The organism is Carboxylicivirga longa (assembly GCF_050589825.1).
Taxonomy (GTDB): Bacteria; Bacteroidota; Bacteroidia; order Bacteroidales; family Marinilabiliaceae; genus Carboxylicivirga; species Carboxylicivirga longa.
In genome coordinates, this window is the sequence record NZ_JBNGOZ010000014.1 from 80,884 (window position 1) to 106,893 (window position 26,010).

Annotated in this window: 26 protein-coding genes; 10 read left to right on the forward strand and 16 right to left on the reverse strand. The window is 44.6% G+C overall.

What is annotated here, in order from left to right; all coding sequences use genetic code 11:
* Positions 1-8 precede the first annotated feature (8 nt).
* Together ACRD7A_RS13040 and ACRD7A_RS13045 are read left to right on the forward strand one after the other, a co-directional pair.
* Positions 9-353 (forward strand): S-adenosylmethionine decarboxylase, encoded by a 345-nt coding sequence (locus ACRD7A_RS13040; protein ID WP_430811524.1) that lies wholly within the window; start codon positions 9-11, stop codon positions 351-353.
* Between the two features lie 11 nt (positions 354-364).
* Entirely contained in the window at positions 365-1,390 is a 1,026-nt protein-coding gene (locus ACRD7A_RS13045) for a potassium channel family protein (RefSeq protein WP_430811525.1), read from the forward strand.
* 4 nt (positions 1,391-1,394) lie between these two features.
* Here the strand turns inward: ACRD7A_RS13045 and ruvC are convergent, their stop codons facing one another.
* From ruvC to rplU, 5 genes are all read right to left on the reverse strand, one after another.
* Complete coding sequence (gene ruvC, locus ACRD7A_RS13050) at positions 1,395-1,949, reverse strand: crossover junction endodeoxyribonuclease RuvC (protein ID WP_430811526.1); 555 nt, start codon at positions 1,947-1,949, stop codon at positions 1,395-1,397.
* The gene (locus tag ACRD7A_RS13055; protein ID WP_430811527.1) at positions 1,942-2,250 is read right to left on the reverse strand and encodes a DUF4286 family protein; all 309 of its coding nucleotides are present in this window, start codon (positions 2,248-2,250) and stop codon (positions 1,942-1,944) included. Before ACRD7A_RS13055 ends, ruvC begins: the two co-directional genes overlap by 8 nt.
* A 77-nt stretch (positions 2,251-2,327) precedes the next feature.
* Positions 2,328-3,599: a serine--tRNA ligase gene (serS, locus tag ACRD7A_RS13060; protein WP_430811528.1), complete on the reverse strand. Its 1,272-nt coding sequence runs from the start codon at positions 3,597-3,599 to the stop codon at positions 2,328-2,330.
* 89 nt (positions 3,600-3,688) lie between these two features.
* The gene (gene rpmA, locus ACRD7A_RS13065) at positions 3,689-3,952 is read right to left on the reverse strand and encodes a 50S ribosomal protein L27 (protein ID WP_430811529.1); all 264 of its coding nucleotides are present in this window, start codon (positions 3,950-3,952) and stop codon (positions 3,689-3,691) included.
* A 22-nt stretch (positions 3,953-3,974) separates the two neighbouring features.
* Entirely contained in the window at positions 3,975-4,286 is a 312-nt protein-coding gene (gene rplU / locus ACRD7A_RS13070; protein ID WP_430811530.1) for a 50S ribosomal protein L21, read from the reverse strand.
* 305 nt (positions 4,287-4,591) lie between these two features.
* Here rplU and ACRD7A_RS13075 point away from each other — a divergent pair, with 305 nt between their 5' ends.
* From ACRD7A_RS13075 to ACRD7A_RS13090, 4 genes are all read left to right on the forward strand, one after another.
* On the forward strand, positions 4,592-5,194 hold the full coding sequence (locus ACRD7A_RS13075; RefSeq protein WP_430811531.1) for a bifunctional nuclease family protein: 603 nt from the start codon (positions 4,592-4,594) through the stop codon (positions 5,192-5,194).
* Positions 5,195-5,249: 55 nt separating this feature from the next.
* A complete protein-coding gene (locus ACRD7A_RS13080) occupies positions 5,250-6,644 on the forward strand; it encodes a NupC/NupG family nucleoside CNT transporter (protein WP_430811532.1) in 1,395 nt (464 codons plus the stop codon).
* Positions 6,645-6,864: 220 nt separating this feature from the next.
* Complete coding sequence (locus ACRD7A_RS13085) at positions 6,865-7,206, forward strand: type II toxin-antitoxin system RelE/ParE family toxin (RefSeq protein WP_430811533.1); 342 nt, start codon at positions 6,865-6,867, stop codon at positions 7,204-7,206.
* Entirely contained in the window at positions 7,206-7,487 is a 282-nt protein-coding gene (locus ACRD7A_RS13090; protein WP_430811534.1) for a helix-turn-helix domain-containing protein, read from the forward strand. The genes ACRD7A_RS13085 and ACRD7A_RS13090 overlap by 1 nt, the downstream gene beginning before the upstream one ends.
* 417 nt (positions 7,488-7,904) lie before the next feature.
* Here ACRD7A_RS13090 and ACRD7A_RS13095 read toward each other — a convergent pair whose 3' ends face one another.
* The 3 genes from ACRD7A_RS13095 to dnaE form a co-directional block, all read right to left on the reverse strand.
* Complete coding sequence (locus ACRD7A_RS13095; protein ID WP_430811535.1) at positions 7,905-8,693, reverse strand: toxin-antitoxin system YwqK family antitoxin; 789 nt, start codon at positions 8,691-8,693, stop codon at positions 7,905-7,907.
* A 79-nt stretch (positions 8,694-8,772) separates the two neighbouring features.
* Positions 8,773-9,090 (reverse strand): thioredoxin, encoded by a 318-nt coding sequence (gene trxA / locus ACRD7A_RS13100; protein WP_430811536.1) that lies wholly within the window; start codon positions 9,088-9,090, stop codon positions 8,773-8,775.
* Between the two features lie 143 nt (positions 9,091-9,233).
* Positions 9,234-13,628, reverse strand: a complete 4,395-nt coding sequence (gene dnaE, locus ACRD7A_RS13105) for a DNA polymerase III subunit alpha (protein ID WP_430811537.1) — start codon at positions 13,626-13,628, stop codon at positions 9,234-9,236.
* A 373-nt stretch (positions 13,629-14,001) separates the two neighbouring features.
* Between dnaE and ACRD7A_RS13110 the strand changes: the two genes are divergently transcribed.
* On the forward strand, positions 14,002-14,571 hold the full coding sequence (locus tag ACRD7A_RS13110; RefSeq protein ID WP_430811538.1) for a 30S ribosomal protein S16: 570 nt from the start codon (positions 14,002-14,004) through the stop codon (positions 14,569-14,571).
* A gap of 211 nt (positions 14,572-14,782) precedes the next feature.
* On the opposite strand, the gene ACRD7A_RS13115 is transcribed toward ACRD7A_RS13110, so the two are convergent.
* The 5 genes from ACRD7A_RS13115 to ispG all read right to left on the reverse strand — a co-directional run bounded on the left by ACRD7A_RS13115 (position 14,783) and on the right by ispG (position 21,616).
* A complete protein-coding gene (locus tag ACRD7A_RS13115; RefSeq protein ID WP_430811539.1) occupies positions 14,783-15,388 on the reverse strand; it encodes a PAP2 family protein in 606 nt (201 codons plus the stop codon).
* Between the two features lie 124 nt (positions 15,389-15,512).
* A complete protein-coding gene (gene rpoN, locus ACRD7A_RS13120) occupies positions 15,513-16,961 on the reverse strand; it encodes an RNA polymerase factor sigma-54 (RefSeq protein ID WP_430811540.1) in 1,449 nt (482 codons plus the stop codon).
* Between the two features lie 260 nt (positions 16,962-17,221).
* On the reverse strand, positions 17,222-18,670 hold the full coding sequence (gene asnS, locus ACRD7A_RS13125) for an asparagine--tRNA ligase (RefSeq protein WP_430811541.1): 1,449 nt from the start codon (positions 18,668-18,670) through the stop codon (positions 17,222-17,224).
* 162 nt (positions 18,671-18,832) lie between these two features.
* Positions 18,833-19,618: a hypothetical protein gene (locus tag ACRD7A_RS13130; RefSeq protein ID WP_430811542.1), complete on the reverse strand. Its 786-nt coding sequence runs from the start codon at positions 19,616-19,618 to the stop codon at positions 18,833-18,835.
* 123 nt (positions 19,619-19,741) lie between these two features.
* Positions 19,742-21,616, reverse strand: coding sequence for a (E)-4-hydroxy-3-methylbut-2-enyl-diphosphate synthase (gene ispG, locus ACRD7A_RS13135; RefSeq protein WP_430811543.1), 1,875 nt, complete (start codon positions 21,614-21,616; stop codon positions 19,742-19,744).
* 212 nt (positions 21,617-21,828) lie between these two features.
* Between ispG and ACRD7A_RS13140 the strand changes: the two genes are divergently transcribed.
* Positions 21,829-22,740 (forward strand): ATP-binding cassette domain-containing protein, encoded by a 912-nt coding sequence (locus tag ACRD7A_RS13140; RefSeq protein ID WP_430811544.1) that lies wholly within the window; start codon positions 21,829-21,831, stop codon positions 22,738-22,740.
* A 10-nt stretch (positions 22,741-22,750) separates the two neighbouring features.
* On the opposite strand, the gene pdxH is transcribed toward ACRD7A_RS13140, so the two are convergent.
* Positions 22,751-23,389, reverse strand: coding sequence for a pyridoxamine 5'-phosphate oxidase (pdxH, locus tag ACRD7A_RS13145; protein WP_430811545.1), 639 nt, complete (start codon positions 23,387-23,389; stop codon positions 22,751-22,753).
* Positions 23,390-23,557: 168 nt separating this feature from the next.
* Between pdxH and ACRD7A_RS13150 the strand changes: the two genes are divergently transcribed.
* Entirely contained in the window at positions 23,558-24,127 is a 570-nt protein-coding gene (locus ACRD7A_RS13150; protein WP_430811546.1) for a cob(I)yrinic acid a,c-diamide adenosyltransferase, read from the forward strand.
* Positions 24,128-24,187: 60 nt separating this feature from the next.
* Positions 24,188-24,709: a ribosome maturation factor RimM gene (gene rimM, locus ACRD7A_RS13155; RefSeq protein WP_430811547.1), complete on the forward strand. Its 522-nt coding sequence runs from the start codon at positions 24,188-24,190 to the stop codon at positions 24,707-24,709.
* A gap of 166 nt (positions 24,710-24,875) precedes the next feature.
* Here rimM and ACRD7A_RS13160 read toward each other — a convergent pair whose 3' ends face one another.
* Together ACRD7A_RS13160 and ACRD7A_RS13165 are read right to left on the reverse strand one after the other, a co-directional pair.
* Complete coding sequence (locus ACRD7A_RS13160; protein ID WP_430811548.1) at positions 24,876-25,301, reverse strand: acyl-CoA thioesterase; 426 nt, start codon at positions 25,299-25,301, stop codon at positions 24,876-24,878.
* A 115-nt stretch (positions 25,302-25,416) separates the two neighbouring features.
* Positions 25,417-25,980 carry an L-threonylcarbamoyladenylate synthase gene (locus tag ACRD7A_RS13165; protein ID WP_430811549.1) on the reverse strand — a complete coding sequence of 188 codons (564 nt, stop codon included), beginning with the start codon at positions 25,978-25,980 and terminating at the stop codon, positions 25,417-25,419.
* Between the last annotated feature and the right edge of the window lie 30 nt (positions 25,981-26,010).

The following is a 26,010-nucleotide window of genomic DNA, read 5'->3' on the forward strand; positions in this document are numbered from 1 at the left end:
ATAATTAGATGGAACTACAAGCTAAGCAATTATCGCCACAGATATTCAGTTTAAAGGGCTGGATTGAGCTCGTTGATCCCGCGGGTCTGCAACCCCTTTTCAATGAGCTTCTGGATCAGGCCGAATTTTTAATATTGAACTATAACGAACATCACTTTCCGTTGAAAGGATTTACGGCCTTTTGGCTGCTGGCCGAATCACATTTGGCCCTCCATACTTTTGCCGATAGTGGTTGGTGTTACATTGAGTTAAGCAGCTGCAATAAAGAGAAGACATCCTTATTTTATGAAGGATGTAATCAACTCGATTATCGGATTAAATGGGAGAAGGACATGGAGTGTTATCGTATTTAAAGCATCATAGCATGAAAAATAAATATGGCTTATTTGTTGGCGGAGCAGTGTATCTGCTGCTCATCTACCTTATTTCGATAGTTGAAAGAGGTAGTGCTGGTGCCAATATTAAATCGTTGAGCGATGCCCTTTGGTATGCTATTGTGACGCTTACCACTGTGGGGTATGGCGATTTTTATCCGGTAACGCCGGCCGGTAAGCTTATTGGTCTTTTTATTATCCTGGGCAGCCTTGGGCTCATCGGCTATTTTATTGGAGAATTAACCCGCAGAATCAATTTGTATATGGAAAAGAAGAAAAATGGATTTTTTGGTACCGATTTCGAGGATCATTACATCATTATCGGGTGGAACGAATTTGGACGCCAGGTCGCCGATCAGATTTTTCCAGCAGGGCATAAGGTGGCCTTTATCACCAATTCGAAGAATAATTTGGCACTTATTAACGACCTATATGGAAGCAAAAATGCCTTTGCCATGTTTGCCGATTACCATAATAAACAAGCACTGGATAAGGTAAATATTCATCGCTGCAAGGCTGTGTTCGTTAATTTTAAAGACGATACACAAACCTTGGTATTCGTACTTAACCTGAAACGCTTGTACCCCGATATTAACATCATTGTGAATTGCAGCACGCCTGACTTGAAGGAAACACTTATTAACACCGGGGTTAAGCATGTTATTTCACACAGTGAGGTGGCTTCAAAGATGGTGGCCTCCTATTTGTTTGAGCCACATGTAGCCGAGTACACCGATGATCTCATAACCACCAGTATTGATCCAGACGATCAGGATATTCAGCAGTTTAAAGTTACCCGGGATAATCCCTATCTGGGTATGACCTATTTCGATGCTTTTGTAAAGATGAAGAAAGAGCTGAATGGCATTCTTATTGGCCTGGTGAGCGGTGATGAGGTGTTGAAAAACCCTGCAGACAATCATGTGATTGCGGAAGGCGACTACCTGATCGTCATATCATGTGGTGATAATAAGCATCAGATTGAAACTGTGTTCGGCGTTCGTGAGGGGGCTTAGAAAGCTATTTTTTTACCCTGCCCGGGTTTTGGCTGATAAATGCTTTCCAGCTGCTGCTGCCTGAGCTGCTGCTGATGCGTTGATTTTGCAAGAAATGGCAATAGGCGGCTGCCAATCCGTCGGTGGCATCCAGGTATTTGGGTATCTCCTTTAAGTGAAGCATATTTTGCAGCAGCAGTGCCACCTGCTCCTTGGAGGCGCGTCCGTTACCCGTTATGGCCTGCTTAATGCGAAGCGGGGCATATTCAAAAATGGGTACCGAGCGCGATAGGGCAGCTGCCATGGCAACGCCCTGTGCACGCCCCAACTTCAGCATCGACTGTACGTTTTTGCCGTAAAAGGGGGCTTCGATAGCCAGCTCATCGGGATGATAGGTATCTACCAGTTGAACAACGCGCTCAAATATCTTCTTTAGTTTCAGGTAATGATCGTTGTATTTATGCAGCTCAAGTACGCCCATGCTCAGCATCTCAGCTTTGTTACCTACCGTTTTGATGATGCCATAGCCCATGACTGTGGTTCCCGGGTCAATGCCCAATATAATACGTTCCTTAGCCAATCTTTACCTCATTAAGAATGGAGCTGAAGGTAAGGCATTTATCGCCAAACTCAGCCTTTATGTTATTGATTAGTATGGCGTTGTATTTATTGATAGTATCCAGGTCTGCCGGTTTGTTCACCTGCATCTGGCACGAATAATTGGTGTTGCCTTCTTCTACTACAGCCATTACTTCATATAGCTCAACCCGTATGTCTTTAACCAAATCTTGCATGGTGGGTATGTAGTTGCGGCTCATCCACTGTTTCCACTCATTAATCAGGCTATCACTGATCATAAAAGTGGTATTAAATATGTACATAATTAAATCGTTTGTACGTCAAAAATAGGCAGAAGGCAGAAGTTGTTAAAAATACTTCTGCCTTATATCTTTTTTGACTATTTGATAATATCAAATCCGCAATAGGGAACCAATACCTCGGGTATTTTAATGCCTTCCGGTGTTTGGTTGTTTTCCAGCAGTGCCGCTACAATGCGGGGTAGCGCCAGGGCACTTCCATTGAGGGTGTGTGCCAGTTGTGCTTTTTTCTCACCTTCTTCCTTGTAACGTAGCTTCAAGCGGTTAGCCTGATAGCTTTCAAAGTTGGATACCGAGCTTACCTCCAGCCAGCGCTCCTGAGCGGCTGAATACACCTCAAAGTCATAGGTTAAAGCCGATGTAAAGCTTAAGTCGCCACCGCAAAGGCGCAGGATACGCCATGGAAGCTCCAGCTTTTCAACCAGCGACTGCACATGTGCCACCATCTTATCCAGTATCTCATACGATTCTTTTGGGTGTGCCACCTGTACAATCTCCACCTTATCAAACTGATGCAATCGGTTGAGACCTCTTACGTGTGCACCCCACGATCCGGCTTCGCGGCGGAAGCAGGCAGAATAGGCACAGTGCTTAACCGGCATTTCTGAAGCTTTCAGTATCACATCGCGGAAGATGTTGGTAACGGGTACCTCAGCCGTAGGTATTAGGTACAGGTTATCGGCAGTTACGTGGTACATCTGCCCCTCTTTATCGGGCAGCTGGCCGGTCCCAAAGCCCGAATCTTCATTAACTACCAAAGGAGGTATCACTTCGTTGTAACCCGCCTTCATACCTTCATCGAGGAAGAAGTTAATAAGTGCTCTTTGTAAACGGGCTCCCTTGCCTTTATATACCGGGAAGCCGGCGCCTGTTATTTTGGTACCCAGTTCAAAATCAATCAGGTCATATTTTTTAATCAAGTCCCAGTGGGGCTCGTTCACCGTCAGTTGCGGCATGTCGCCTCCCCGCTTAATCTCTACGTTGTCTTCCTCGCCTTTGCCTGGGGGTACTATTTCATTGGGTACGTTGGGTAATGACACCAGGTGTTCATTCAGTTGTGCGGTAATGCCTTCCAGGGTAGTGTTGCGTTCTTTTATTTTATCCTTCAGTTCGCCGGTGCGTGCTTTGGCCTCATTGGCCTCCTGTGCTTTACCTGATTTGAACAGCATTCCTATTTCCTTGGAAAGCGTGTTCATTTCCTGCTGTAAGGCTTCCGCCTCTACCTGGGTTGCTTTTCTTTGGTTGTCGAGTTCGATGATGGAATCAACGATTGCTGTAGCATCGAAGTTTTTGATTTTCAGCCGTTCAACGACCAGCTCTTTATTATCCTGAATGAATTTTAAGGTCAACATATTGCGGTATTATTAGCGAGTAAAAAAAATCTCCTGAAATTATCACGAAAGTAATAAAAACAGGAGATTTAATTCGATTTTCAAGAATCTTATTCAGCAGTGAATGGTACTACTGAAACATAAGATTTGTTGTTTCTCTTCTTGCGGAAAGCAACAGTACCGTTTACCAAAGCAAACAAAGTGTGGTCTTTACCCATACCTACGTTATCGCCTGGGTGGTGCTGTGTACCTCGTTGTCTAACAAGGATGTTTCCAGCTTTGGCAGCCTGACCGCCATAAATTTTTACGCCGAGTCGTTTACTTTCCGACTCTCTACCGTTCTTCGAACTACCGACGCCTTTCTTATGTGCCATCTTATTCTAATTTTTTGAGTTTTTAACCTACGATTTCTTCAATTTGAATTTGCGTGAAGCACTGACGATGTCCGTTCTTCTTCTTGTAACCTTTTCTTCTTTTCTTCTTGAAAACGATTACTTTATCACCTTTTACGTGTGATAGAACTTTTGCAGTTACTTTCGCTCCTTCTACAACAGGGGCACCAATTTTAACGTCACCTGCGTTGTCTGTTAAAAGTACTTTTTCAAATTCAACTGTAGCACCTTCATCGGCACTCAATCGATGCACAAAGATTTTTCTGTCTTTCTCAACTTTAAATTGCTGTCCAGCAATGTCAACAATTGCGTACATGTCACCAACTATTAATGGTTTGCTCCAGGAGGTGGGCTGCTTTCTAAAGCCTCTTTTTCTACCCCACAGGATTCAATGGAGTGCAAAAGTATATAAAATTACTTTTCAACACAAATAAAAATACTACTTGAGGCTGTAAATTAGTTTTTTAAGTGCTTTTAGTAAAGGGTAACACCTTTTAAAAAAAGTATAAAGTCCAAATGTTAAAAAGTAATTACTATATTTGTTTCAACACATAAGTTACACCAACTCACTCATTGAGGCACTGTGGTGTTGTTGTGAGGAGTACGAGCTAAAACACGATTATGAGTAGAAAGAAAATCAAGTTAAATATTCTTGGTTTATCATATAGTCAAACCCAGTCTGGAGCCTACGCACTGGTTTTGGCCGAAGAGGATGGTGAGCGACGTATCCCGATTATCATTGGTGGAGTGGAGGCACAGTCCATTGCCATTAAGCTCGAAGGCCTAGAGCCGCCACGCCCTCTCACACATGATTTGTTTCTGAATTTTTCCAAGTCCTTTCATATCGAAATTATCGAAGTAGTGGTTTACAAGCTCGAAGAGGGTATTTTTTACTCCGAGCTGGTGTGTCGTCATGGCAACGAACAGCTGCACATCGATTCGCGCACCTCCGATGCGGTGGCACTGGCCCTGCGTTTTGGATGCCCTATCTACACCTACGAGGACATCATTGAAAAGGCAGGTATTGTGCTGGATTTCGATAAGAAAGAAGAAGAAGGCCCCGTCTCATCCAACGAACCCGGTGAGAGTAGCAGCAGTGCGACACCCTATAAGACCAAAACGATTGCCGAGCTAAAAGATATGCTACAAGCGGCCATCCAGGCCGAAGATTATGAGACCGCCTCAAAAATTCGGGACGAGATAAATCGACGTGAAAAAAAATAGTAAGATCCCTCAGCTAATAAATATTCAAGTTCGTTTTTAAAAAATCCTTAACTCTATGAAGAAGTTTCTTCTGGCATTGGCCAGTATTCTTATGTTTCAGGTGTTTGTGCACCCCGAAGCCTCGGCGCAGGCTGTTGATGTAAGCACTGCCGCCACTTTCGATTTTATGGGCATATTGCGGGGACTGATGGGGATGGCGGTATTAATTGGTATCGCCTGGTTGTTCAGCCTCAATCGTAAAGCCATATCATGGAAAGTTGTGGGCCTGGGCCTGGGCATGCAAGTATTATTAGCAATTTGCGTTTTGTATGTGCCATTCGTACAGAGTATTTTTGAGTTTTTTGGCAAGCTATTTACCCTGGTACTCGACTTTACAAAAGTGGGAACAGAATTTTTGCTGGGCGGCCTGCTCGACAGCTCCACCTACGGTTATATTTTTGCTTTTCAGATATTGCCCACCATCATCTTTTTCTCTGCCCTGACGAGTGTGCTGTTTTATTTGGGGGTGATTCAGAAAATTGTGTGGGCGCTGGCCTGGATGCTCACCCGCACTTTGAAGTTATCAGGAGCCGAAAGTCTTTCCATAGCCGGTAATATCTTTCTGGGACAAACGGAAGCGCCCTTGATGATTAAGGCTTATTTGCCAAAGATGAATGCCTCGGAAATGTTCCTGGTAATGGTAGGCGGTATGGCCACCGTGGCCGGAGGTGTGTTAGCGGCCTATATTGGTTTTTTAGGCGGTGATGATCCTGTTCAGCGGCTTATGTTTGCCAAGCACTTGCTGACGGCATCTGTGATGGCGGCGCCCGGTGCTATCGTGATATCGAAAGTGCTGGTGCCGCAGACTGAGGAGATTGTATCGGAGATTAAGATATCGCTGGATAAAATTGGAAGTAACATACTTGATGCCATGAGTAATGGTACCACTGAAGGCCTGAAGCTGGCGGCTAACGTAGGTGCTATGTTGTTGGTTTTTTTCGCCTTTATCGCCCTTATTAATTTTGGCTTTGAGAAGCTGGGGCAATGGACAACGCTTAATGGTCTGGTTGCCGAATGGTCCAATGGGCAGTATCAGCATTTTAATCTGGAGTTTATCCTGGGTTATGGCCTCGCACCCATTATGTGGCTTATCGGCGTGCCCACCCAGGATATAACATTGGTGGGGCAGTTGCTGGGTGAAAAAATTATCGCCAGTGAGTTTGTTGGTTACACCAGTCTTGCCGAGTTTAAATCGTCTGGCGTTTTAACCGATAGTAAATCAATAATTATGGGTACTTATATGCTATGTGGCTTTGCCAACTTTGCCTCCATCGGCATTCAGATTGGCGGAATCGGCGGTTTGGCCCCCAATAAGCGTGAGTTTTTGTCGCGTTTTGGATTTCGTGCTCTGCTCGCCGGTACCCTGGCCTCACTTATGTCAGCCACCATTGTGGGCATGATTATGGGCTAAGAAAAGTGTAACCCCGGAAAGGATATTAAAAAAGATTGTCTCGGTGCTTATAGCTTTTGAGACAATCTTTTTTTATGGAACTTGGTTAGTGCGGATGGATGGTGTGATCCTGGAGGGAGGTAATACTATGTAGTTAGTTTATATTCAGAACAACCATAATATAGAAGAACTTACAGCAAAATAACTTTTCTATATGTAACGAATTCGTTACATTTGTAATATGAGAGAAGTTGACATTACCGAAGATTGTTTATTATTCATCGATAGGCAAGGGAAACGAGTTTCGGACAAGTTTTTTCAACTTATCGAAATTATGGGCGAAGTAAAAGTTATAAATGCCAACTTTGTAAAGAAATTACAGAATACAAAGTTTTATGAATTAAGAATTAAGACTGGAAATCAATACAGAGTATTAATTTTTGCAATTGATCATTTAAATTTTGCTGAATGTCAGAAGGTAGTTTGTTTGAACGGATTCATTAAAAAATCGAATAAGGATTATACGAAAGCTATCAAAGAAGCTGAAAAACTATTAGAAGAATATTTAAAGAGTAAGGAATAATGAAAACGATGAAAGCAAAAGAATTATTAGCAGAACGCTATGGTAAGGAAGGGTCGGAAAGTCGTGAAAAATTCCGAGAAGAAGCTTATTCATATTATTTTGGTGAGATTATAAGAAATCGAAGAAAAGAGCTACAGATGAGTCAAGAGAAGCTGGCTGAAGCTGTGGGTAAAAAACGAACATATATTTCAAGAATTGAAAATGGGGAAGACGTTAGGATTTCAAATCTGTTATTAGTAGCGGATGCATTAGATTTATCACTTCAATTAACTGCTCGATAATAAGATTTTTAGCTCGGCGATGGCTCGCGATTACTGGGATAAAGGGAAAACTACGTACCTATGATGAGAATTAAAATATAAGATATTTGGATATAATTTAACTTATTATTGGAACTCTTTTGGGAGTAATAATAGTTATCTAAAGAAAGGATTCAGTGAGGTTTTAAATGGTCTTGAGTCCATAGATGAAAGATTAAGAAAATAGAAGATTCTAAATGCCGAAGTAAATAAGTATGACGGCATAATACGCTGCTATAGCTCATCTCGGGATTCTTGGTATTTTTGATATGCCAGTAGCCTCGTTAACGACTGCTAAATCGTTGATTGGCTTTTGAAAAGAAAAGATAAAGACAACGGTTAGGCTCTATGAGTTTAGGTTAATATTCACTTTTGCTTCATAGCCGTGTCCTTGCGCATTTATATACCTCGTGCGTCGATTGTTACTGGTTTTTGCAGTATGAGTAGTCCCTCCGCTGTTTTGCATTTGGCCACAATGTTCAGTGTTTTATTAATATGGCTACCCTTGGGCAGTTTGATGCTCAGTTCGGCTTTTGTGGCAGATACTTTTCTCAAGGGGCTCAGGTTTTTATGAAAGTACTTGCCCTCGATCAGTTGTCCTTCGAAAAACTCCAGCCCACTGATACGCTGAATGCCTTCGCCGGAAAGTGAAATGGAGAGGCGATAAGTGCCGTCAACACGGATATTATCCGTTTTGCGGATGTTAATGGCGGGATTGGGACGTAGTTTGCCCAGGTTAGTGTAGCGCTTGAGTCCAACGCCTGGCAGTCCGTCTTTGTATTCGTACTCAGCCGTTAGCTTACCCTGTCGGTCGTAGCGCTTACAGATGCCATGCAGCCGTCCGTTTTTATAGGGCTGTTCCTTAAAAATTTTGCCGGTGGAGTGGTAAGCGATGCGCATGCCGTCTTTTTTGTTATCCGCATAATTAATCGTTTCTAACAGTTTACCACTTTTGCTATAGCGTTTGGCCAGTCCGTGACGGATGGCAGACTCGCTGCCTTCCTTATATTTCATACTGATTTCCCACTGTACCGGAGCGCCAGGATCGTCATAGAAATGGCGTTTTTTAATAAAAGTGCCGTCTTTGCTGGTGGTTTCTTTTTTCGCCGTTTCCTGTTTGTCGGTGAAGAACTGACAGTCAGTAAGCGTAAATATTGCCAGTAAGGCAATGATTATCTGTTTCATCATGAATATATTTAGGGGTAAGTTAAAAAAAAAGGCTGTCAATATTGTATTATTGACAGCCTTTCAGTCTTGTATGCAAATACTACATTAATGCATCTAATTTCGATGCCAGAATAGTTTTTGGAACGGCACCTACCTGCTTGTCAACAACCTCACCATTTTTAAAGAATAAGATTGTTGGGATGTTACGAATACCAAACTTTACAGAAGTACCCGGATTACTGTCAACATCCATTTTAGTGATAACGGCTTTATCGCCATATTCTTCAGCCAGTTCTTTTACAATAGGGGTTACCATTCGGCATGGTCCGCACCATTCAGCCCAAAAATCAACCAATACTGGTTTGTCTGATTTTAATACTGTTTCTTCAAAATTGGCATCAGTAACTTCGATTAACATAGCAAATCTGTTTTACTTTATTATTACAAAATTTTAACTTCTTAATTTAAAAGAGATTGCCAAAGGTATATAAAATATCTCCGGCATGTTCAAAAATACACATTTTTTAAATAGAACGAAATAAGAACGATAACTGATTCTCATCATGCTATGCTCATTTCTATATCCTGATGTTCATCAATGTATTTAATAAGGTCGTCATTCAAATCAACGCGCATACTGCGCGACAGAAATGGCACCGTATTTTTTGTTTCTGGGTCTTGCACCAGGAACTTAAGGGTTACCTTACCTTCGTTGCTTTGAAGGATATTCGAAAGTTCAGTGATTAGCTCAGGCGAGATGGCGTTGAGTGGTACCCTCAGTATAACGGTATTTACCATGGTGTCGCGCAATTCGCTCAAAAACTTAATGTTGCTGATTTTTAGTTCCAGCTCTTCCTGATTGAAGCGTTTAGGCTGAACACGCCCTTTCACCATAATAAAATAGCCTATCTCCAGGTAGGGCATGTATTCAGAGAAGTCGTTGCCAAAAAATGCAAATTCGTACGACCCGGTGTAATCCTCCATGGTCATGATGGCATATGGGTTACCCTTCTTGGTTGTCCCGCGACGCACATTCACCACGCTGCCTGCCAGTGTCAGATCACGACCCCTGAGGCTCTCCAGATCGTCCAGCTGCTTTAGTCGGTGATGAATAAAGTGATTCATCTCCAGTTTATATTGATCCAGCGGATGGGCCGACAGGTAGATGCCAATATACTCCTTCTCATGGTTGAGTTTTTCAATGATGGAATACTCCACACAGTTGGGCACATCGGGTGTTTTAATGGCTATGTCATCTCCTAAGGCACCAAAGAGTGAATTCTGCATAGAGGCTTTATCGGCCTGATAGCGGTTTCCATAGCGTATCAGGTGCTCGATGAAGTTCATTTCATCGTTCTGGTGCTTGCCAAAAAACTGCGCCCGGTGATAGTTACCCATGGTATCGAAGGCACCCGAATAGGCCAGTGCTTCAATGTTTTTCTTATTCACCGTTGTCAGCGGCAGACGTTCCACAAAATCATACACACTTTTGAAGTGGCCGTTCTTTTCTCGCTCCTGAATAATGGCTTCTACGGCGCCTTCGCCCACGCCTTTGATACCGGCCATGCCAAAGCGAATAGCGCCATCTTTGTTCACGGTAAATTTACGGTACGATTCATTTACATCAGGACCCAAAACATCCATCCCCATGTTCCTGCACTCTTCCATGAAGTTGGTAATCTTGGTGATGTCGCTGAGGTTGCGGCTTAATACACCGGCCATAAATTCGGCAGGGTAGTGTGCCTTTAGGTAGCCCGTTTGGTAGGCGATGTAAGCATAACATACCGAGTGCGATTTGTTAAAGGCATAACTGGCAAATGCTTCCCAGTCTTTCCAAATCTTCTCGATCAGATCTTCAGGCTTGGCAATCGATGTCTTGCCCTCTTTACAGGCATTCACAAACTCTTCGCTGTTCAAACAGCCATTGATAAACTTCGCTTTAAGTTTATCCATCATGGCCATAATCTTCTTACCCATGGCCTTTCGCAGAGAGTCGGAGTCGCCGCGCGTAAAGCCACCCAGGGCGCGCGACTGAAGCATCACCTGCTCCTGATACACCGTAATGCCGTAGGTATCTTTCAGGTAAGGCTCCATCATAGGGTGATCATACTGGATCTCCTCACGGCCGTGCTTACGGGCAATAAACGAGGGGATGTACTCCATAGGACCCGGGCGGTAGAGGGCGTTCATGGCCACCAGGTCCTCAAAGCGGTTGGGCTTAAGTGCTCTCAGGTGTTTTTTCATGCCGGGCGACTCAAACTGGAAGATGGCCGTTGTTTCGCCGCGGCTAAAGAGCTGAAAGGTTGTTTCGTCCTCCAGATCTACGTTGTTGATATCCACGTCAATACCCTTTGATAACTTTATGTTACCAAGTACTTCTTTGATGATGGACAGGGTTTTAAGACCCAGAAAATCCATCTTTAACAGGCCAATGTCTTCAACAAAGCGACCATCGTATTGGGTAGTTAGCAGTTCCTCTCCTTTGGTAGGCATCACAGGCACGTGCTCATCCAGCGGATTTTTGCCAATGAGTACCCCACAGGCATGAACACCTGTCTGGCGAACGGATCCTTCCAGTGCCTCTGCAAATTTAATGGTTTTGGCAATAAGGGGGTTCGATGATTCTTTTTCTTCCAGCAAGGCAGGTTCTTCCTTGTAGGCCTTTTTAAAACTCATCTTAGGTGCTTCGGGCACCAGCTTGGCCAGTCGGTTGGCCTCGGCCAGTTCCAGCCTTAGTACGCGCGCTACATCTTTGATGGAGCTTTTGGTAGCCATTGTACCAAAGGTGCAGATGTGGGCTACTTTTTCCTGTCCGTATTTGTGCGTTACATAGTCCAGCACCTCCTGACGTCCGTCATCATCAAAATCAATATCAACATCGGGCATGGATACACGGTCGGGGTTCAGGAAACGCTCAAACAGCAAATCGTACTTGATGGGATCCACATCGGTAATGCCCACACAATAGGCTACCGCAGCACCGGCTGCCGAGCCACGCCCCGGCCCCACCAGCACCCCGTTGTCTTTGGCCCAGTTAATAAAGTCCTGCACAATTAAGAAGTAGCCAGGGAACCCCATTGTTTTAATGGTAGCCAGCTCAAATTCAAGACGCTCGCGTTTGTCAGCCGTCAATTGATCGCCCGGATAGCGTTTAGCCGCTCCCTCAAAGGTGAGGTGTTCCAGGTAGTCGGCCTCCAGCTTGATGGGCAGCACCTTTTCATAGCCACCAAGTTTTTTGTAGCGATCATCGCCAAACTCTTCAATGAGGGAAGCCTCGTCAAAGCGTTCTCGGTAAGAGTCTAAGGTGCCAAAGTCCTCGGGTATATCAAAGGGCGGCATAATGGGGTTAGCATCCAGGTCAAAGGTCTCTACCTTTTCGGCGATGCGCGCTGTATTGGCCAAGGCTTCAGGAATATCAGCAAATAGCTCGTTCATCTCAGCCGCTGTTTTAAACCATTCCTGCTTGGTGTAACGCATTCGTGTCGGGTCGTCGTAATCGCGCCCGGTACTCAGGCACACCAGCACATCGTGAGCCTCGGCATCTTCCGGATTGATGAAGTGGCTGTCGTTGGTGGCAATCACCTGTACCTCCAGTTCGGCTGCCAGACGGCGTATTACCTTGTTTACCCTCACCTGATTCTCATACACATCGGTGCGCAGGCGGGGGTCGTTATTGGGATGCCGCATCATCTCCAGGTAATAGTCTTCGCCAAACACATCTTTGTACCAGAGAATTGTTTCGCGTGCCTTCTCGATGTTACCGGCCATGATATTTTGGGCTATTTCGCCCCCCAGGCAGGCGCTGCTCACAATCACCCCTTCGCTGTACGTTTCCAGCAGGTCTTTATCGATCCGAGGCTTGTAATACATGCCATGTGTGTGGGCAATGGAGGTCATCTTCAGTAGGTTTTGATACCCTTTATAGTTTTTGGCCAACAGGATTATGTGGTGACCGCCCGCATCTGTTTTATCATCCTTTCGTAGGTGTCCGCGCCTTGCCACGTAGGCCTCAACGCCGATAATAGGCTTGATACCAGCCTTGCTACAGGCCACATGAAACTCCTTTATGCCAAACATAGAACCATGGTCAGTGAGCGCCACGGCCGGCATGCCATCAGCTACAGCTTTAGCCGCTATGTCAGCTGTTTTAGCCGCCCCGTCGAGTATGGAATATTGCGAGTGTACATGAAGGTGTACAAAGGGTTGCGGGGTAATATTTTTTTGTGCTTCCTTCCATTTGCGTTCTTCCTCTTCGATGGATACCTCGTCAAAGGCCGTATTCACTTTAAAGGATTCGTACTCGACACCTGCCGGCTCAATGGTTTTCGGGTTATTGGACTTAAAGGCTTGTATCTGGCTGTCGTTTAGCTTATGCAATTTGGCGCTAAGGCCATCAACGCGCAGCAGCTCCAGAAAACAGCGTGAAGTGGCCTCTACATCGGCTGCGGCATTATGAGCTTCGGCAAAGGGTACACCGAATAGGCTCAGGTGCAGTTCGGTGAGCGTTGGATTCTTAAGCTGCCCTTTTCGCTTCAGTCCGCAAAATTCTTTACTGCCCGTCATGGTGTCGATTACCGCTGCTGATGTCAGGTCTGTTTCGTCCATCTCGCAGCGAAGCAACTCGCAACCCACAATGTTGATGTCGAAGGATACATTATGACCGATGATGGCACGCGAATTTTTCACGTCCTCCATAAAGTCCAGTAAGGCCTCTTTCAGGGGAATACCCTTCTCCTGTGCAATTTCTGTTGAGATGCCGTGTACCGCTACCACGTCTTCGGGTACCACAAAACCGTCAGGACTAATGACATGGTTTTTAGCAAACAGGAAATTACCCTCTATGTCGTGACACTGCCAGGCCAGTTGAACCATGCGGGGCCAGTTGTCAAAATCGCTGATGGGTGCTTTCCACTTCTTGGGTAATCCGGTGGTTTCGGTGTCAAATATTAAAAACATCTCGGTATCAGATTTTTCGAATTATAGGAACGTGCATTATTCCGGTTTGCGAATTTAGCGAATAAAATGGGGAATGCCGAGGTGAAAAATGTTAATGCTTTGTTTTCTGGAGATGGCGGAGAAAAGCACAGTATCAAAAAATAAATCTCAACACAGAGGCGCCGAGACGCAGAGTCTTTTGGTACATATTCTTGAATAACTCTGTGCTTTTGTGTCTCTGTGTTTATTATTTTGCATATTTCCAATTCGTTATTCTTATAGTGGTTTAATAAAAATATTAAGATGCAACCTGTTGTTAGATAACAATTAATGCTCTATCTTTGCACCCGCAAAACGAGTTTTTGCAATTGTTTAATTAATAAAACGTAATACTATGCCTGTAAAAATTAGACTGGCACGTCACGGACGTAAAAGGTATGCATACTACCACATTGTAGTAGCAGATAGCAGGGCACCACGCGATGGTAAGTTCATTGAAAGAATTGGTTCTTACAACCCGAACACCAATCCTGCTACAATTAATTTGAACTTTGACAAAGCCCTTACTTGGTTAGGCAAGGGTGCTCAGCCAACAGACACTGCCCGTGCGATTCTTTCGTACAAAGGTGTGATGATGAAGAAGCACTTGCTTGAAGGTGTTAAAAAAGGTGCTTTTGATGAGGCAGAGGCAGAAAAGCGTTTCAACGCTTGGTTGTCTGAAAAAGAAGGTAAGATTCAGGCGAAGAAAGATCAATTAGCAGGTGCTAAAGCCGACGCTTCTAAAGAGCGTTTAGAGCAGGAAGCTAAGATCAATTCTGAGAGAGCTGAAGCTCTTGCTGCTAAGAAAGCTGAACTGGCTGCTGAAGCTGAGGCTGCTGCCAAAGCTGCTGCTGCTGAGGCTGCAGGTGAGGAAGCTCCGGCTGAAGGTGCTGAAGAAGGTACTGAAGAGCCTGCTGCTGAGTAACTCACTCCGATCTTTTTCAAAAGATAAGCGAAAGCCATCCCTCGGGGTGGCTTTTTGTTTTTTATTACTTTGCCCTTAGGGCTTCCATGTCTTTTGGGTACGATGCGGGGCGACACCTTTGAGCTTTGCACATTTTCAGCCTCTCCTGCATGTTTTAAAATTGGTTCCCTTGGAGCTACTTCCATTGTGTTAAGGGTGGCGGTAAAACCATCTACTGCAACACTCCCCAGAAAACAAGCACAGCGCCCAGCAGATAGCCAACATGTACCTGAGCCGTGGTATGCGCATTAAGGTATAGTCGGGAGCTACCCAGAAGGCCGGAGATAAGGAGTACAGCTGAAAAGATCATCCAGGCATCTATACCAAAGCGAATAGCAAGCGCCAGGATAGCCCCCGTTAAGCCGCCAATACCAATCATGTGCATGCTAATCTTCCAAAAAAGGGTAATGATAAGAGCTACTGCAATAGTAACAATGGTAGCCAGCATAAAGCCATTAATAAAAGAGGGTACGATGTTGATACGGCTGAGGAAGAAGTATCCCAGGCAATAAAAAATACCGGTTAAGGTAGTTGGCAGAATACGCTCCTTGCGCGTTTTCATGTATATGCTTTTAATGACGCCTGTTAACATAAACAGGGGTATGAGGCTAAGGGGCAGTATACAGGTGCTTAACAGCACAATAAGGTAAACAACACGTTTATGATCCACTGGCAGATAGGCATAATGGCCGCCCACATTAAAAATAATAAAGAGCCCAAGAGTGGGTATCATCATGGGGTGAAATAGGGTGGAAAGGATTTTTGATAAAATGTGCATGGTGTTCTTAAAATAAATGGTCTTCAGTGCCAGTGGTAAAAAAAAAGTGCGCCAAACGTTGATGGTTCGGCGCCATTTCTCTGTGCTTGTGTAAGAAGCCTAAATGATTCGACTTCATTAAGTTTTAAAGTTCTTTTCTTAAACGGGCAACCGGTATGTTTAACTGCTCGCGGTATTTAGCCACTGTGCGACGGGCAATGTTGTACGATTTCTCTTTTAGAATGGCCGCCAGCTTATCATCCGTCAAAGGCTTGCGCTTGTCTTCATTAGCGATACACTCTTCCAGTATCTTTTTTATTTCGCGCGTACTAACCTCCTCGCCCGATTCTGTTTGCATCCCTTCCGAGAAGAAGTACTTGAGTGGGAAAATACCAAAATGCGTTTGGATGTATTTACTGTTGGACACTCGCGATATGGTTGAGATGTCCAGGTTGGTTCGCTCCGCTATATCTTTCAGGATCATCGGCTTTAACTTTGTTTCATCGCCTTCGAGAAAGTAGTCGTGCTGATAATTCAGGATGGCATTCATCACTGTTGTAAGTGTATTTTGTCGTTGCTTGATGGCATCGATAAACCACTTGGCTGAATCGAGTTTTTGCTTCACAAAAAGGACGGCATCCTTCTTATCCTTTGTTTGATTTTTCTTGTTGGTACTGTAGTCCTGCAACATGTCCGAATAAGTGTTGCTGATGCGCAACTCGGGTACATTTCGGTTGTTGAGGCTGAGCTGAAACTGCTCGTCCTCAATTTCAAGAATAAAATCCGGTATAATATGTTGTACCGTTTTGCTCATGGGGTTGCTGTAGGAGCTTCCGGGCTTCGGATTGAGTTTTAATATCTCAGCCAGCGCATCCTTTAGCTCATCTTCTTCAATGTGGAGGCGCTTGGCAATTTTATCGTAGTGCTTGCGCGTGAATTCATCAAAGTGATAGCGTAATATCTGATAGGCATTTTCTATGTCAGGATAGCTACGATCTTTACGTCTAATCTGCAGTAGCAGGCATTCCTGCAGGTCACGGGCTGCCACCCCCGGTGGGTCAAAGTCTTGAACTATATCCAGTACGTCGAGGGCTTCCCGTTCATCAATTTCAATATTTTGGGTAAATGCTAAATCGTCGATTATAGCATCTATCTCGCGACGCAGGTAACCATCTTCATCCACATTGCCAATGATATACTCTGCGATATTACGCTGTTGGTCATTTAGTATGCGTAAGCCGAGCTGAGCCGTTAAGTGCTCATGAAAGGTAGCACCTGTTGAGAAGGGAATATCTTCGTGCTTGTCGTCTTTTGAGAAGTTACGCGCCTGCAATTTATAGGCCGGAATATCCTCATTGTTGATGTATTCATCAATGGATAGCTCGTCGCGCTCTTCTTTTGTTTCCGGAGCGTCCGATTCATCTTTGTCAGGATCCTGCTGTTCGCGTTCCAGCTCCAATACCGGGTTTTCTTCCAGTTCTTTTTTTATGCGCTGTTCCAACTGAGCGGTTGGTATCTCCAACAGCTTGATCACCTGTATCTGTAATGGTGATAGTTTTTGTAATAGCTTTTGTTGTAAACTCTGTTTTAACATCCCTATCGCTTCAATCTTAACAATCCGTCACGCCTTTCTATGCTGCGTGTGTCTCCAACAAAATTAAGATTTATTAATCAAAAGCGACAGATAGCATGGTTTTTTTATCCGCAGGGGCATATGGAGGTGTTACTGTGTGTTTTAGCCTATCATGATATGGTTGGAATTTAGGGAAAAGCTTTTTCCAAGAGTTTTTGGAGTAAAAAAATGCCGACCCTCGAAGAAGATCGGCATAATACTATTTTAAAATACACATAGGTTTAAAATTCAGCTGTTTTGGGGGCACGTGGGAATGGTATCACGTCGCGGATATTGCCCATTCCGGTAACGAATAGCATCAGGCGCTCGAAGCCCAAGCCAAATCCACTGTGAACTACTGAGCCAAAACGGCGGGTATCCAGATACCACCACATTTCTTCATGGGGCACATCCATTTCCTTCATGCGCGTTACCAGCTTATCGTAATCCTCCTCTCGTTGCGATCCACCAATGATTTCGCCAATTTGTGGGAACAGTACATCCATGGCGCGCACCGTTTTACCATCATCATTCTGTTTCATGTAGAAAGCCTTGATGTCTTTAGGATAATCGGTTAATATCACCGGCTTTTTAAAGTGCTTTTCTACCAGGTAGCGCTCATGCTCTGATTGCAGGTCGCTGCCAAAGCCATCGATAGGATATTTGAATTTACCCTTTTTATTGGGCTTAGAGTTACGCAGTATCTCAATGGCCTCGGTGTAAGGCAAGCGAATAAAATCATTGCTCAGCACAAACTGTAGCTTCTCAATCAATTCCATTGAGCGTTCATCGGCTTTCTTATTTTTTTCCTCTTCCTGAAGGCGTTTGCTCAAGAACTGTAGGTCATCCATGCAGTTGTTCAGCGCGTATTGGATGAGGTATTTTAAGAATTCCTCGGCCAGATCCATATTGTCATCAAGGTCGTAGAAAGCCATCTCCGGTTCAATCATCCAGAACTCGGCCAGGTGACGCGATGTATTGGAGTTCTCGGCACGGAAGGTGGGACCAAAGGTATATATTTCGCCCATTGCCAGTGCTGCCAGCTCGCCTTCTAACTGTCCTGAAACCGTTAGGTTCGTTGCCTTTCCAAAGAAGTCCTGTGAGTAATCAATGGCGCCTTCTTCGGTGCGGGGTAGGTTATCGTAATCCAGCGTGCTTACTTTAAACATCTCACCGGCACCCTCGGCATCCGAGGCGGTAATAATGGGGGTGTGTATGTTAACAAAACCTTTTTTGGTGTAAAACTCGTGCACGGCAAATATCATGGCATGACGAATGCGGGCAATGGCACCAAAGGTATTGGTGCGAAAGCGCAGGTGTGCATTCTCGCGCAGAAATTCGAGGGTGTGTTTTTTGGGTTGAATGGGGTATTTATCCACATCGCAGTCGCCCATTACCTCCATCTCTTTGGCCAGTATCTCTACCTTTTGTCCGCTGCCGCTCGACTCGGTGATTTCACCATTGATAGAAACAGCGGCTCCGGTAGTGATGCGGCGCAGCAGTGCCTCATCAAAAGAAGCCACATCAGCCACAATCTGTATATTATGAATACACGATCCGTCATTCAAGGCAATAAAATTTACTTGCTTGTTACCGCGCTTGGTTCTTACCCAACCTTTCACATTCACTTGTGCTCCAAATGCTGTGCTTTGTAGCAGCTCTACAATTTTTGTTCGACGAATCTGTTCCATTTTTATTTCTATTTATATTCAGACTTGCAAAATTAATGATTTGTTTTTATTGAATGCTAACTCCTTGCCTAAATGCAAGCGAATTAACTGTTTTTCGTGTTAATTACCACTAAAAAAGGTGACTCTTACGAATCACCTTCTTATCACACTGTACAATCAAGTTTATTTCTTTGTGAATCGATCCATTTTATTGTCGTAATTAATGTAATAACGGCCTTTTTCAATGCCGGTCACATTTACCTCTTCGCCATAACCTTTAAATACGATGCCGCCGTATTCGTCGTAGATCTCGTAAAGGGTAGGAGCTGAAAATGTGATACGGTCATCAACGCGGCTTGGGCTAAAGTTAACGTCAGCTTTTGTCGAGATGCTTTTTATTTCGTCGGAATAGCGGGGCTTATTCCTGTAGTCAACCTGCTTAATACGAAACTTATTTTCACCACTGTGTTTGCGAATGGTAAGTGAATACTTGTTGGCTTTATTGGTTCCGTTTCCTTCTACTTCACCTACTTTCACCCATTTATTCCAGCGGTATTGCTCTACGATGAAAGGCAGCGATCCGGATTCCTTAGCGGTGGTCCATTGTATTTGATCCTTATTTACCGCAAGGGCGGCAATCTCAAAGGTAGCTCGCGCGTTCAGTACTTCCGGATTGAGAACTTTAGGAGTACATCCTTCTTTATGCTTAATGCTCACCACTAAAGGCTGACCTACGGTAAACTGAAAAACGTTTAAATCTACCTCAAAGGCACTTGAGTTAATTTCGTCAGTTGTGGTCTGCCCGTTAACGGTTACTTCATAGACACAGAAACCGACACCGGAGGCTGCAAATGGGTTTTTAACATACAGGTTTTCTCCCTGAAATGTTCCTCTTAGCTCAATTTCGCCGGCCGTGGCACTCGCAAGGGCCAGAAGCATGGCAAAAAATAGTATAGAAATCCGTTTCATTTAGGCTAGACTCGATTAGTTAAAATATTGGGAAACGCAATTTATAAAAATAGACCCATTTAGCAAAAAAATCATTCCGAATGATGGTAAAAATCCATTATCGTGTATTTTTTTGAGACTAACTTACTTGCGTCTTGTTGGTTCAATCCAGTCGCCATTCTCTTTTATCAAATCGATCAGTGCTTCCACCGCTCTGTCGTGAGGTAGGTTGCGTCGTATCATTTCACGCTTTTTAAACAAGCTAACGGTATGCGGACCCGAGCCTATGTAGCCGTAATCAGCATCGGCCATCTCACCCACACCATTCACCACGCAGCCCATCACAGCTATCTTCAGGCCTTTCAGGTGAGAGGTGCGTGCTTTTACTTCGCGTGTAGTGGTCTGGAGGTCAAATAATGTGCGACCACAGCCGGGGCATGAGATGAATTCTGTTTTTGTAAAGCGTACCCTTGACGATTGTAGTATTACAAAGGAGGTATTTACCAGTTCCTGATGACTGATGGAGCCTTCGTTCTCCAGAAACAAACCATCGACCAAGCCGTCTAAAAACAATATGCCTGCATCGGCAGCCGTTTTGATCTGGAAGTCTTCAGTGTCATCTTCTTTGTAGGCATTGTGAAGCACTACAGGATGTGTTAAGCCGGCCTTATTCAACTTAAAGATGAGCGTACGCTGTGATACAGGTCGGTTAATATGTTCGGCTTGCAATAGAATAATCACATTATTATGATCGCGAAGCTTATTGATTACTGCTTCATCTAATTCAGTGTTTGAAACAGCTAAGAAGCAGTATTTGGGCAACTCCGGTGTATCAACAAACTCGCGGGTGGATAGGATGGGTACTGTGTGTTGCGAGGTGTTGGCTGTTTTCCAGGCCGCAAAGGGGATTAAATATTTTTGGTAGTGATTTTTAATATCATCGGGCGACTCTATCATCAGGTAGTCGGGCTGTTCCCCACCTTTCCCAATAAACTTATCTGTGGCTTTGGCAATGACTACGGGGGGATAGGTGCCGCCAATGTTCAGTACGGCATGCGTTTTGCGTCGGTTGTAGATATAGGGTGTGTAGTGGCTTACTTCAACGGGCTCTATGGCAGGGTGACCGGCTCTGCTACTGATGTAGTTAACCAGCTTAGCGGCCACCGGTACTTCTTTTTCCGGATCTTCGGTTAGGGAAACACGTAGTGTATCGCCCAGACCATCCACGAGTAAGGCTCCAGACCCCACGGCTGATTTAATGCGCCCCTCATCATCACTCCCTGCTTCGGTAACCCCCAGATGAAGAGGGTAGCTCATGCCTTCTTTTTTCATGGCAACTACAAGCAAGCGCACGGTATGCACCATTATGCGGGTATTACTGGCTTTGATGCTGAGTACGATATCATGAAAATCCAACTCTTCGCACATGCGCAGGTATTCCATGCAAGCCTCAACCATGCCCTGTGGTGTGTCGCCGTGGCGGCTCATAATACGGTCGGATAGAGAACCATGGTTAGTACCTACCCTTATGGCTGTGCCATGTTGTTTACACACCGACAGGAAGTCATTAAGCTTTTCCTTCGATGATGCTAACTCGTCCTGGTACTGTTGGTTGGTATAATCGAGTCTGAATTTTTTAGCACCTCCTGCAAAATTGCCCGGATTAATGCGCACTTTTTCAACGTTAGCAGCGGCAATCATAGCTGCATTGGGGTTAAAATGGATATCAGCAACCAGCGGTTGTTCATAGCCTTTATTGCGTATTATGGTCTTAACCTGTGCCAGGGTGTGAGCTTCCGTGCGTCCCTGGGTAGTAATGCGCACAATATCAGCGCCCGCATCGCATATGCGCATCACCTGATCGGCTGTGGCTTCCGCATCCTGCGAATTGGTGGTGGTCATTGATTGAATTTGTATGGGGCTATCACCACCAATGGCTTTGTTACCCACTTTAACAGTGTGCGTTGGGTTGCGATGATAGTTGAATAAATCCTCGCAGTATAATGGTTCGTGTGACATAATGCTCGCGTATTGGTACGATGAAATAAATGCAAAAATAGTCAATATTGTTGAGGCGTGAATGATATTTGTGGATGATGCGCTATGGGTGCATGATTCCAGATATGATTAACAAGCACAGCGTGGTTGAATTTTAAATGGGTCTGTCCTGTCTTTTGACAGCACTGTGTTAAATGATAAGTTTTTGTACTTTTGATTTCAAAAAATAAGGTATGTCGATTGTAGTGAACGAGGTTGTTAAGTCGTATGGTCAGCAGCAAGCTTTAAAGGGTGTTTCTTTCTCTATTTCATCGGGTGAGATTGTGGGGTTTCTCGGACCCAATGGTGCCGGTAAATCAACCATGATGAAGATTATTACCGGACTACTGCCCCAATCATCGGGTGAGGTAAGAGTTTGTGATATAAATAGCAGTGACTACAATGAATCTTTTCGGCGTAAGATTGGCTATCTGCCAGAACACAATCCTTTATATCTAGATATGTACGTGCGGGAATATTTGCTGATGGTTGCTCAGCTTTATAGCCTGAGTGATCGACGCGATCGTGTTTCTGATATGGTTAAGATGATTGGCTTAAGTGCCGAGCAGAATAAGAAAATAGGGGCTTTGTCAAAAGGTTATCGACAGCGTGTTGGGCTGGCACAGTCTCTGATACATGATCCGGAGGTGCTGATTTTGGATGAACCTACCACAGGGCTCGACCCGAACCAGATATTGGAGATACGCGAACTGATCAAGACCGTTGGACAGCACAAGACGGTGATGCTGAGTACCCACATTATGCAAGAGGTAGAGGCCATTTGCGAGCGCGTGATGATTCTGAACCGCGGTGAGTTGGTCCTCGATCATCCTTCCACCGACCTTTCGCTGTTGCGAGCTTCCAATGATCTTGTTACTGTGGAGCTTGAGTTTAGCGCTCCCGCAGATATCGCAAGCTTGCAGGGCATTGATGGTGTGGTGAAGGTAGAGCAAAGCGATGTAGCCACCTATCAGGTGCAGGCCAAAGGAGATGTGCGCCGCCAGCTTTTTGATTATGCCGTTCAAAACAAGCTTTATATCCTGGCGATGAATCGTAGTGAGCACAACCTTGAGCATCTTTTCCATGACCTGACGCGCGAATCATAATGGCAAGATGTTAGGGCGCGAGCTGTTCAATCACCCATTGCCCCTCTTTTAAAGTATATTGAAAGCGATCGTGCATGCGATTTGCACGACCCTGCCAAAACTCGATGCTGACAGGGCTTAATATAAATCCTCCCCAATGTGCCGGGCGCGGTATATCACGGTTGTTGAACTGCTGCTCCAGGGCATTGAATCTATCGCTTAAGGCTTTTCCATTCTCCACAACGCTGCTTTGGTCCGAGGCCAAGGCGCCCAGCTGACTGGCGCGCGGACGCGTTTGAAAATATGCATCTGATTGATCGCTTGTCGTGCGTTTGATGCACCCCCTGATTCGCACCTGACGTTCTACTTCAGGCCAGAAAAAATTCATGGCTGCCATGGCTTTGTCATTCAGTTCGCGACCCTTGGTGCTGTTGTAATTAGTGAAAAAGACAAAACCATTAGGGCTCACCTCTTTTAACAATACTACGCGGCAGTTGGGCATTCCTTGTGCATCCACTGTGGCCAGTGTCATAGCCGTTGGTTCGGGGCTGCCGGCCGCAAGGGCTTCTTCCATCCAGCGCTCAAATTGTCGGTGCGGGTTAGCGTCTAATAATTCTTTCGATAGGGTGTTTTTGGTGTATTCACGTCTGATATCGGACAGCTTATTCATGCTTGTACAGTTTTGTAAAGGCTAAACAAGCCGTGCGACATAATGTTTTGTTACTATCTATTCAAACCTGCTGCTTTCAGAACCATTTAGGGGGCTTGTTGTTTATCTTGAAAAGTATGATTTGGGTGTAAAGCAATGGTTGCACCTGCAAATGATTAAAATAACAAGATGAAGATATATACAAAAACCGGCGACCGGGGACAGACAGATTTACTAGGGGGCATACGTGTTGATAAAGATGATATTCGGGTGGATGCCTATGGTACTTTTGATGAAGTAAATTCTTTTGTAGGGCTTTTGCGCACCAAGTTGGCGCCCGACCACGAATGGCAGGATCGGCTGCACTTAATTCAGGTAGAGCTGATGAATACCATGAGCCATCTGGCTACTCCACCTGAGTTTAAAGACAAAAATACTTTGCCCTTACCTGGGGATATGGATCGCTATTGCGAAAAATGGATTGATGAACTGGAAAGTAGTCTGAGTACGCGGTCTGATCATTTTGTATTGCCCGGAGGAAACGAAATAGCTGCCCTGTGCCACGTTGTACGCACGCAGCTGCGTAAAGGAGAGCGTAAACTAACTGCGCTCCACCGTACCCACCCGGTCGATCGTTCAATCCTGTTTTTTGTTAATCGCTTATCCGATTTGTTTTTTAGCCTCTCGCGAGCTGCCATGGAAGAAGCTCAGTTGCCCGAAGAACGCTGGCGTGCCTTTTTGTATAATCGTAGAAAGTGAGTCCTGACTAGTTGATAGCTGCTGTTAGCTTTTTACTACCTTTGCAGCAAACTAATGGCAATGATAGAAAAGCACACTTGTATTCAAATTGGCTTTGTAGCTAAAACACACGGCATTGTTGGCGAGGTTGTGGTTCGTTTGTTCGATGAATTTACGATTGACGATATGCTTACCGAGTTTCTCTACCTGGATCTGGATGGGGGTTTGGTGCCTTTTTATCTGGAAGTTGCTCGTGAGAAGAAGCAGTCGGATGTGCTGGTGAAGCTGGAACAATTATCTGATGATGCAAGTGCTGCACGTGTGCTTGATGCTCCCGTTTATGTGAAGAAGGAGGGGCAGGAAGAGTCTTCTGATGAAGCCGCACAGTTTTCTGCCTATCAGCTGGTGGGTTATCGTTGTCAGGTGGCAGGACATGGCATGATGGGTAAGATTGTGGCCGTGCAAAATATTTCAAAGAATCCTCTGTTTGAGATAGACCATAATGGCCGTGAGTTATTGATTCCCATTGTGGATCATTTTATTGCCGGCATCGATGATGAGCAACAAATTGTGATGTTTGATTTGCCTGAAGGTTTGATTTAGCAGTCAGCATATTATACTCATTAATCATCGTTCTGATAAAGAGTTTACAGTGTTATTGGCAGGTTCTGTTTTGGTATTACCATAAGCATGCCTATGGCGTGTTCAATAATCAAAGCACCTTAAGTATTGATTAAAAAGAGTTTGGTTCGGTTCAGGTTTTTGATATTTACAGTTTAGTTTCCTCGAATTTACCAATGACTTCGCGCCACTGCGGAAGCAGTTCCAAACCTTCTTCTGTTTTTTTGTTGAAGGCTACCATTACTGACTTGCAGGCTGCTTTTACGATTTGTGAGTCGCTACATACCAGTTCCTGCACCATTTGTAGACTTTTAGTACCCAATTTGGTAATACTCGTCTTAACACATAAATTATCTTTTAGGTAAACGGGTATCATAAAGTCGGTGTTGATATTCACCACAATCAGTGTCTCATCGTTTTTGAAGATGGACTTGCCAAGCACTTGGGTCAAATAATACATACGTCCCAGGTCGAAATACTCTTGTATGGTGGTGTTGTTAACATGGCCCAGACCATCGATGTCATTAAATCGGATTTGAACCGGTGTGCTATGTTTGAATGTTGTTTTTTGCATATAAATTTAGCTATGGGTCAAGCGCATTGCAATGACCAATTTTTAGTAACCGCCTCACTGTTAAAGTTCCGGCTTTGCTGTTGAATGAAAAAGATAGGGAAGTGCGCTCTTTTTATTATTCTCTGATTACGCTTACCTGACCATCTTTGGTGAGTTTAATAATGCTTGATGGTGCCGGATTGTCGGTCTCCTCCTGACGATATTTTACAATGTAGTCCACGCCTTTTTTCACCTCATCGCTGATGGCATCAAAATTTTTGGGAGAAGGTGTGCCACTGATGTTGGCCGAGGTGGATACTATGGGCTTTTTAAAGCGGGCGCATAGCTGCTTTGAGAATTCCTCGTTGCTGATGCGGATACCTACGCTGCCATCTTCGGCAAGTAAGTTGGGAGCCAGGTTTTTGGCATCGTCGTAAATGATGGTAAGGGGCTTGGTGCTTAATTCGGCCATATCGTAGGCTACCTCAGGTATGTCGTTAATATAGCCGGCCAGCTTGGCAGTATTATCCATTAATACTAACATGCTTTTTGAGTCGGCTCGTTGTTTCAACTCATAAATGCGTTTCACCGCATCGGCATTTGTGGCATCACAGCCAATGCCCCATATTGTGTCAGTGGGGTATAGAATAATGCCTCCATTGCGCAGTACCTCGAGTGCTTGTTTCAAGTCGTCGTGCATGATAATTTGTTTTTTTGTAAAAATAAGAAA

What these genes read in the sequence shown, in the direction of transcription:
- ACRD7A_RS13040 (WP_430811524.1), top strand. Translation starts at nt 9, where the DNA reads ATGGAACTACAAGCTAAGCAATTATCGCCACAGATATTCAGTTTAAAG.
- ACRD7A_RS13045 (WP_430811525.1), top strand. Translation starts at nt 365, where the DNA reads ATGAAAAATAAATATGGCTTATTTGTTGGCGGAGCAGTGTATCTGCTG.
- ACRD7A_RS13055 (WP_430811527.1), bottom strand. Translation starts at nt 2,250, where the DNA reads ATGTACATATTTAATACCACTTTTATGATCAGTGATAGCCTGATTAAT.
- serS (WP_430811528.1), bottom strand. Translation starts at nt 3,599, where the DNA reads ATGTTGACCTTAAAATTCATTCAGGATAATAAAGAGCTGGTCGTTGAA.
- rpmA (WP_430811529.1), bottom strand. Translation starts at nt 3,952, where the DNA reads ATGGCACATAAGAAAGGCGTCGGTAGTTCGAAGAACGGTAGAGAGTCG.
- rplU (WP_430811530.1), bottom strand. Translation starts at nt 4,286, where the DNA reads ATGTACGCAATTGTTGACATTGCTGGACAGCAATTTAAAGTTGAGAAA.
- ACRD7A_RS13075 (WP_430811531.1), top strand. Translation starts at nt 4,592, where the DNA reads ATGAGTAGAAAGAAAATCAAGTTAAATATTCTTGGTTTATCATATAGT.
- ACRD7A_RS13080 (WP_430811532.1), top strand. Translation starts at nt 5,250, where the DNA reads ATGAAGAAGTTTCTTCTGGCATTGGCCAGTATTCTTATGTTTCAGGTG.
- ACRD7A_RS13085 (WP_430811533.1), top strand. Translation starts at nt 6,865, where the DNA reads ATGAGAGAAGTTGACATTACCGAAGATTGTTTATTATTCATCGATAGG.
- ACRD7A_RS13090 (WP_430811534.1), top strand. Translation starts at nt 7,206, where the DNA reads ATGAAAACGATGAAAGCAAAAGAATTATTAGCAGAACGCTATGGTAAG.
- ACRD7A_RS13095 (WP_430811535.1), bottom strand. Translation starts at nt 8,693, where the DNA reads ATGATGAAACAGATAATCATTGCCTTACTGGCAATATTTACGCTTACT.
- trxA (WP_430811536.1), bottom strand. Translation starts at nt 9,090, where the DNA reads ATGTTAATCGAAGTTACTGATGCCAATTTTGAAGAAACAGTATTAAAA.
- dnaE (WP_430811537.1), bottom strand. Translation starts at nt 13,628, where the DNA reads ATGTTTTTAATATTTGACACCGAAACCACCGGATTACCCAAGAAGTGG.
- ACRD7A_RS13110 (WP_430811538.1), top strand. Translation starts at nt 14,002, where the DNA reads ATGCCTGTAAAAATTAGACTGGCACGTCACGGACGTAAAAGGTATGCA.
- ACRD7A_RS13115 (WP_430811539.1), bottom strand. Translation starts at nt 15,388, where the DNA reads ATGCACATTTTATCAAAAATCCTTTCCACCCTATTTCACCCCATGATG.
- rpoN (WP_430811540.1), bottom strand. Translation starts at nt 16,961, where the DNA reads ATGTTAAAACAGAGTTTACAACAAAAGCTATTACAAAAACTATCACCA.
- asnS (WP_430811541.1), bottom strand. Translation starts at nt 18,670, where the DNA reads ATGGAACAGATTCGTCGAACAAAAATTGTAGAGCTGCTACAAAGCACA.
- ACRD7A_RS13130 (WP_430811542.1), bottom strand. Translation starts at nt 19,618, where the DNA reads ATGAAACGGATTTCTATACTATTTTTTGCCATGCTTCTGGCCCTTGCG.
- ispG (WP_430811543.1), bottom strand. Translation starts at nt 21,616, where the DNA reads ATGTCACACGAACCATTATACTGCGAGGATTTATTCAACTATCATCGC.
- ACRD7A_RS13140 (WP_430811544.1), top strand. Translation starts at nt 21,829, where the DNA reads ATGTCGATTGTAGTGAACGAGGTTGTTAAGTCGTATGGTCAGCAGCAA.
- pdxH (WP_430811545.1), bottom strand. Translation starts at nt 23,389, where the DNA reads ATGAATAAGCTGTCCGATATCAGACGTGAATACACCAAAAACACCCTA.
- ACRD7A_RS13150 (WP_430811546.1), top strand. Translation starts at nt 23,558, where the DNA reads ATGAAGATATATACAAAAACCGGCGACCGGGGACAGACAGATTTACTA.
- rimM (WP_430811547.1), top strand. Translation starts at nt 24,188, where the DNA reads ATGATAGAAAAGCACACTTGTATTCAAATTGGCTTTGTAGCTAAAACA.
- ACRD7A_RS13160 (WP_430811548.1), bottom strand. Translation starts at nt 25,301, where the DNA reads ATGCAAAAAACAACATTCAAACATAGCACACCGGTTCAAATCCGATTT.
- ACRD7A_RS13165 (WP_430811549.1), bottom strand. Translation starts at nt 25,980, where the DNA reads ATGCACGACGACTTGAAACAAGCACTCGAGGTACTGCGCAATGGAGGC.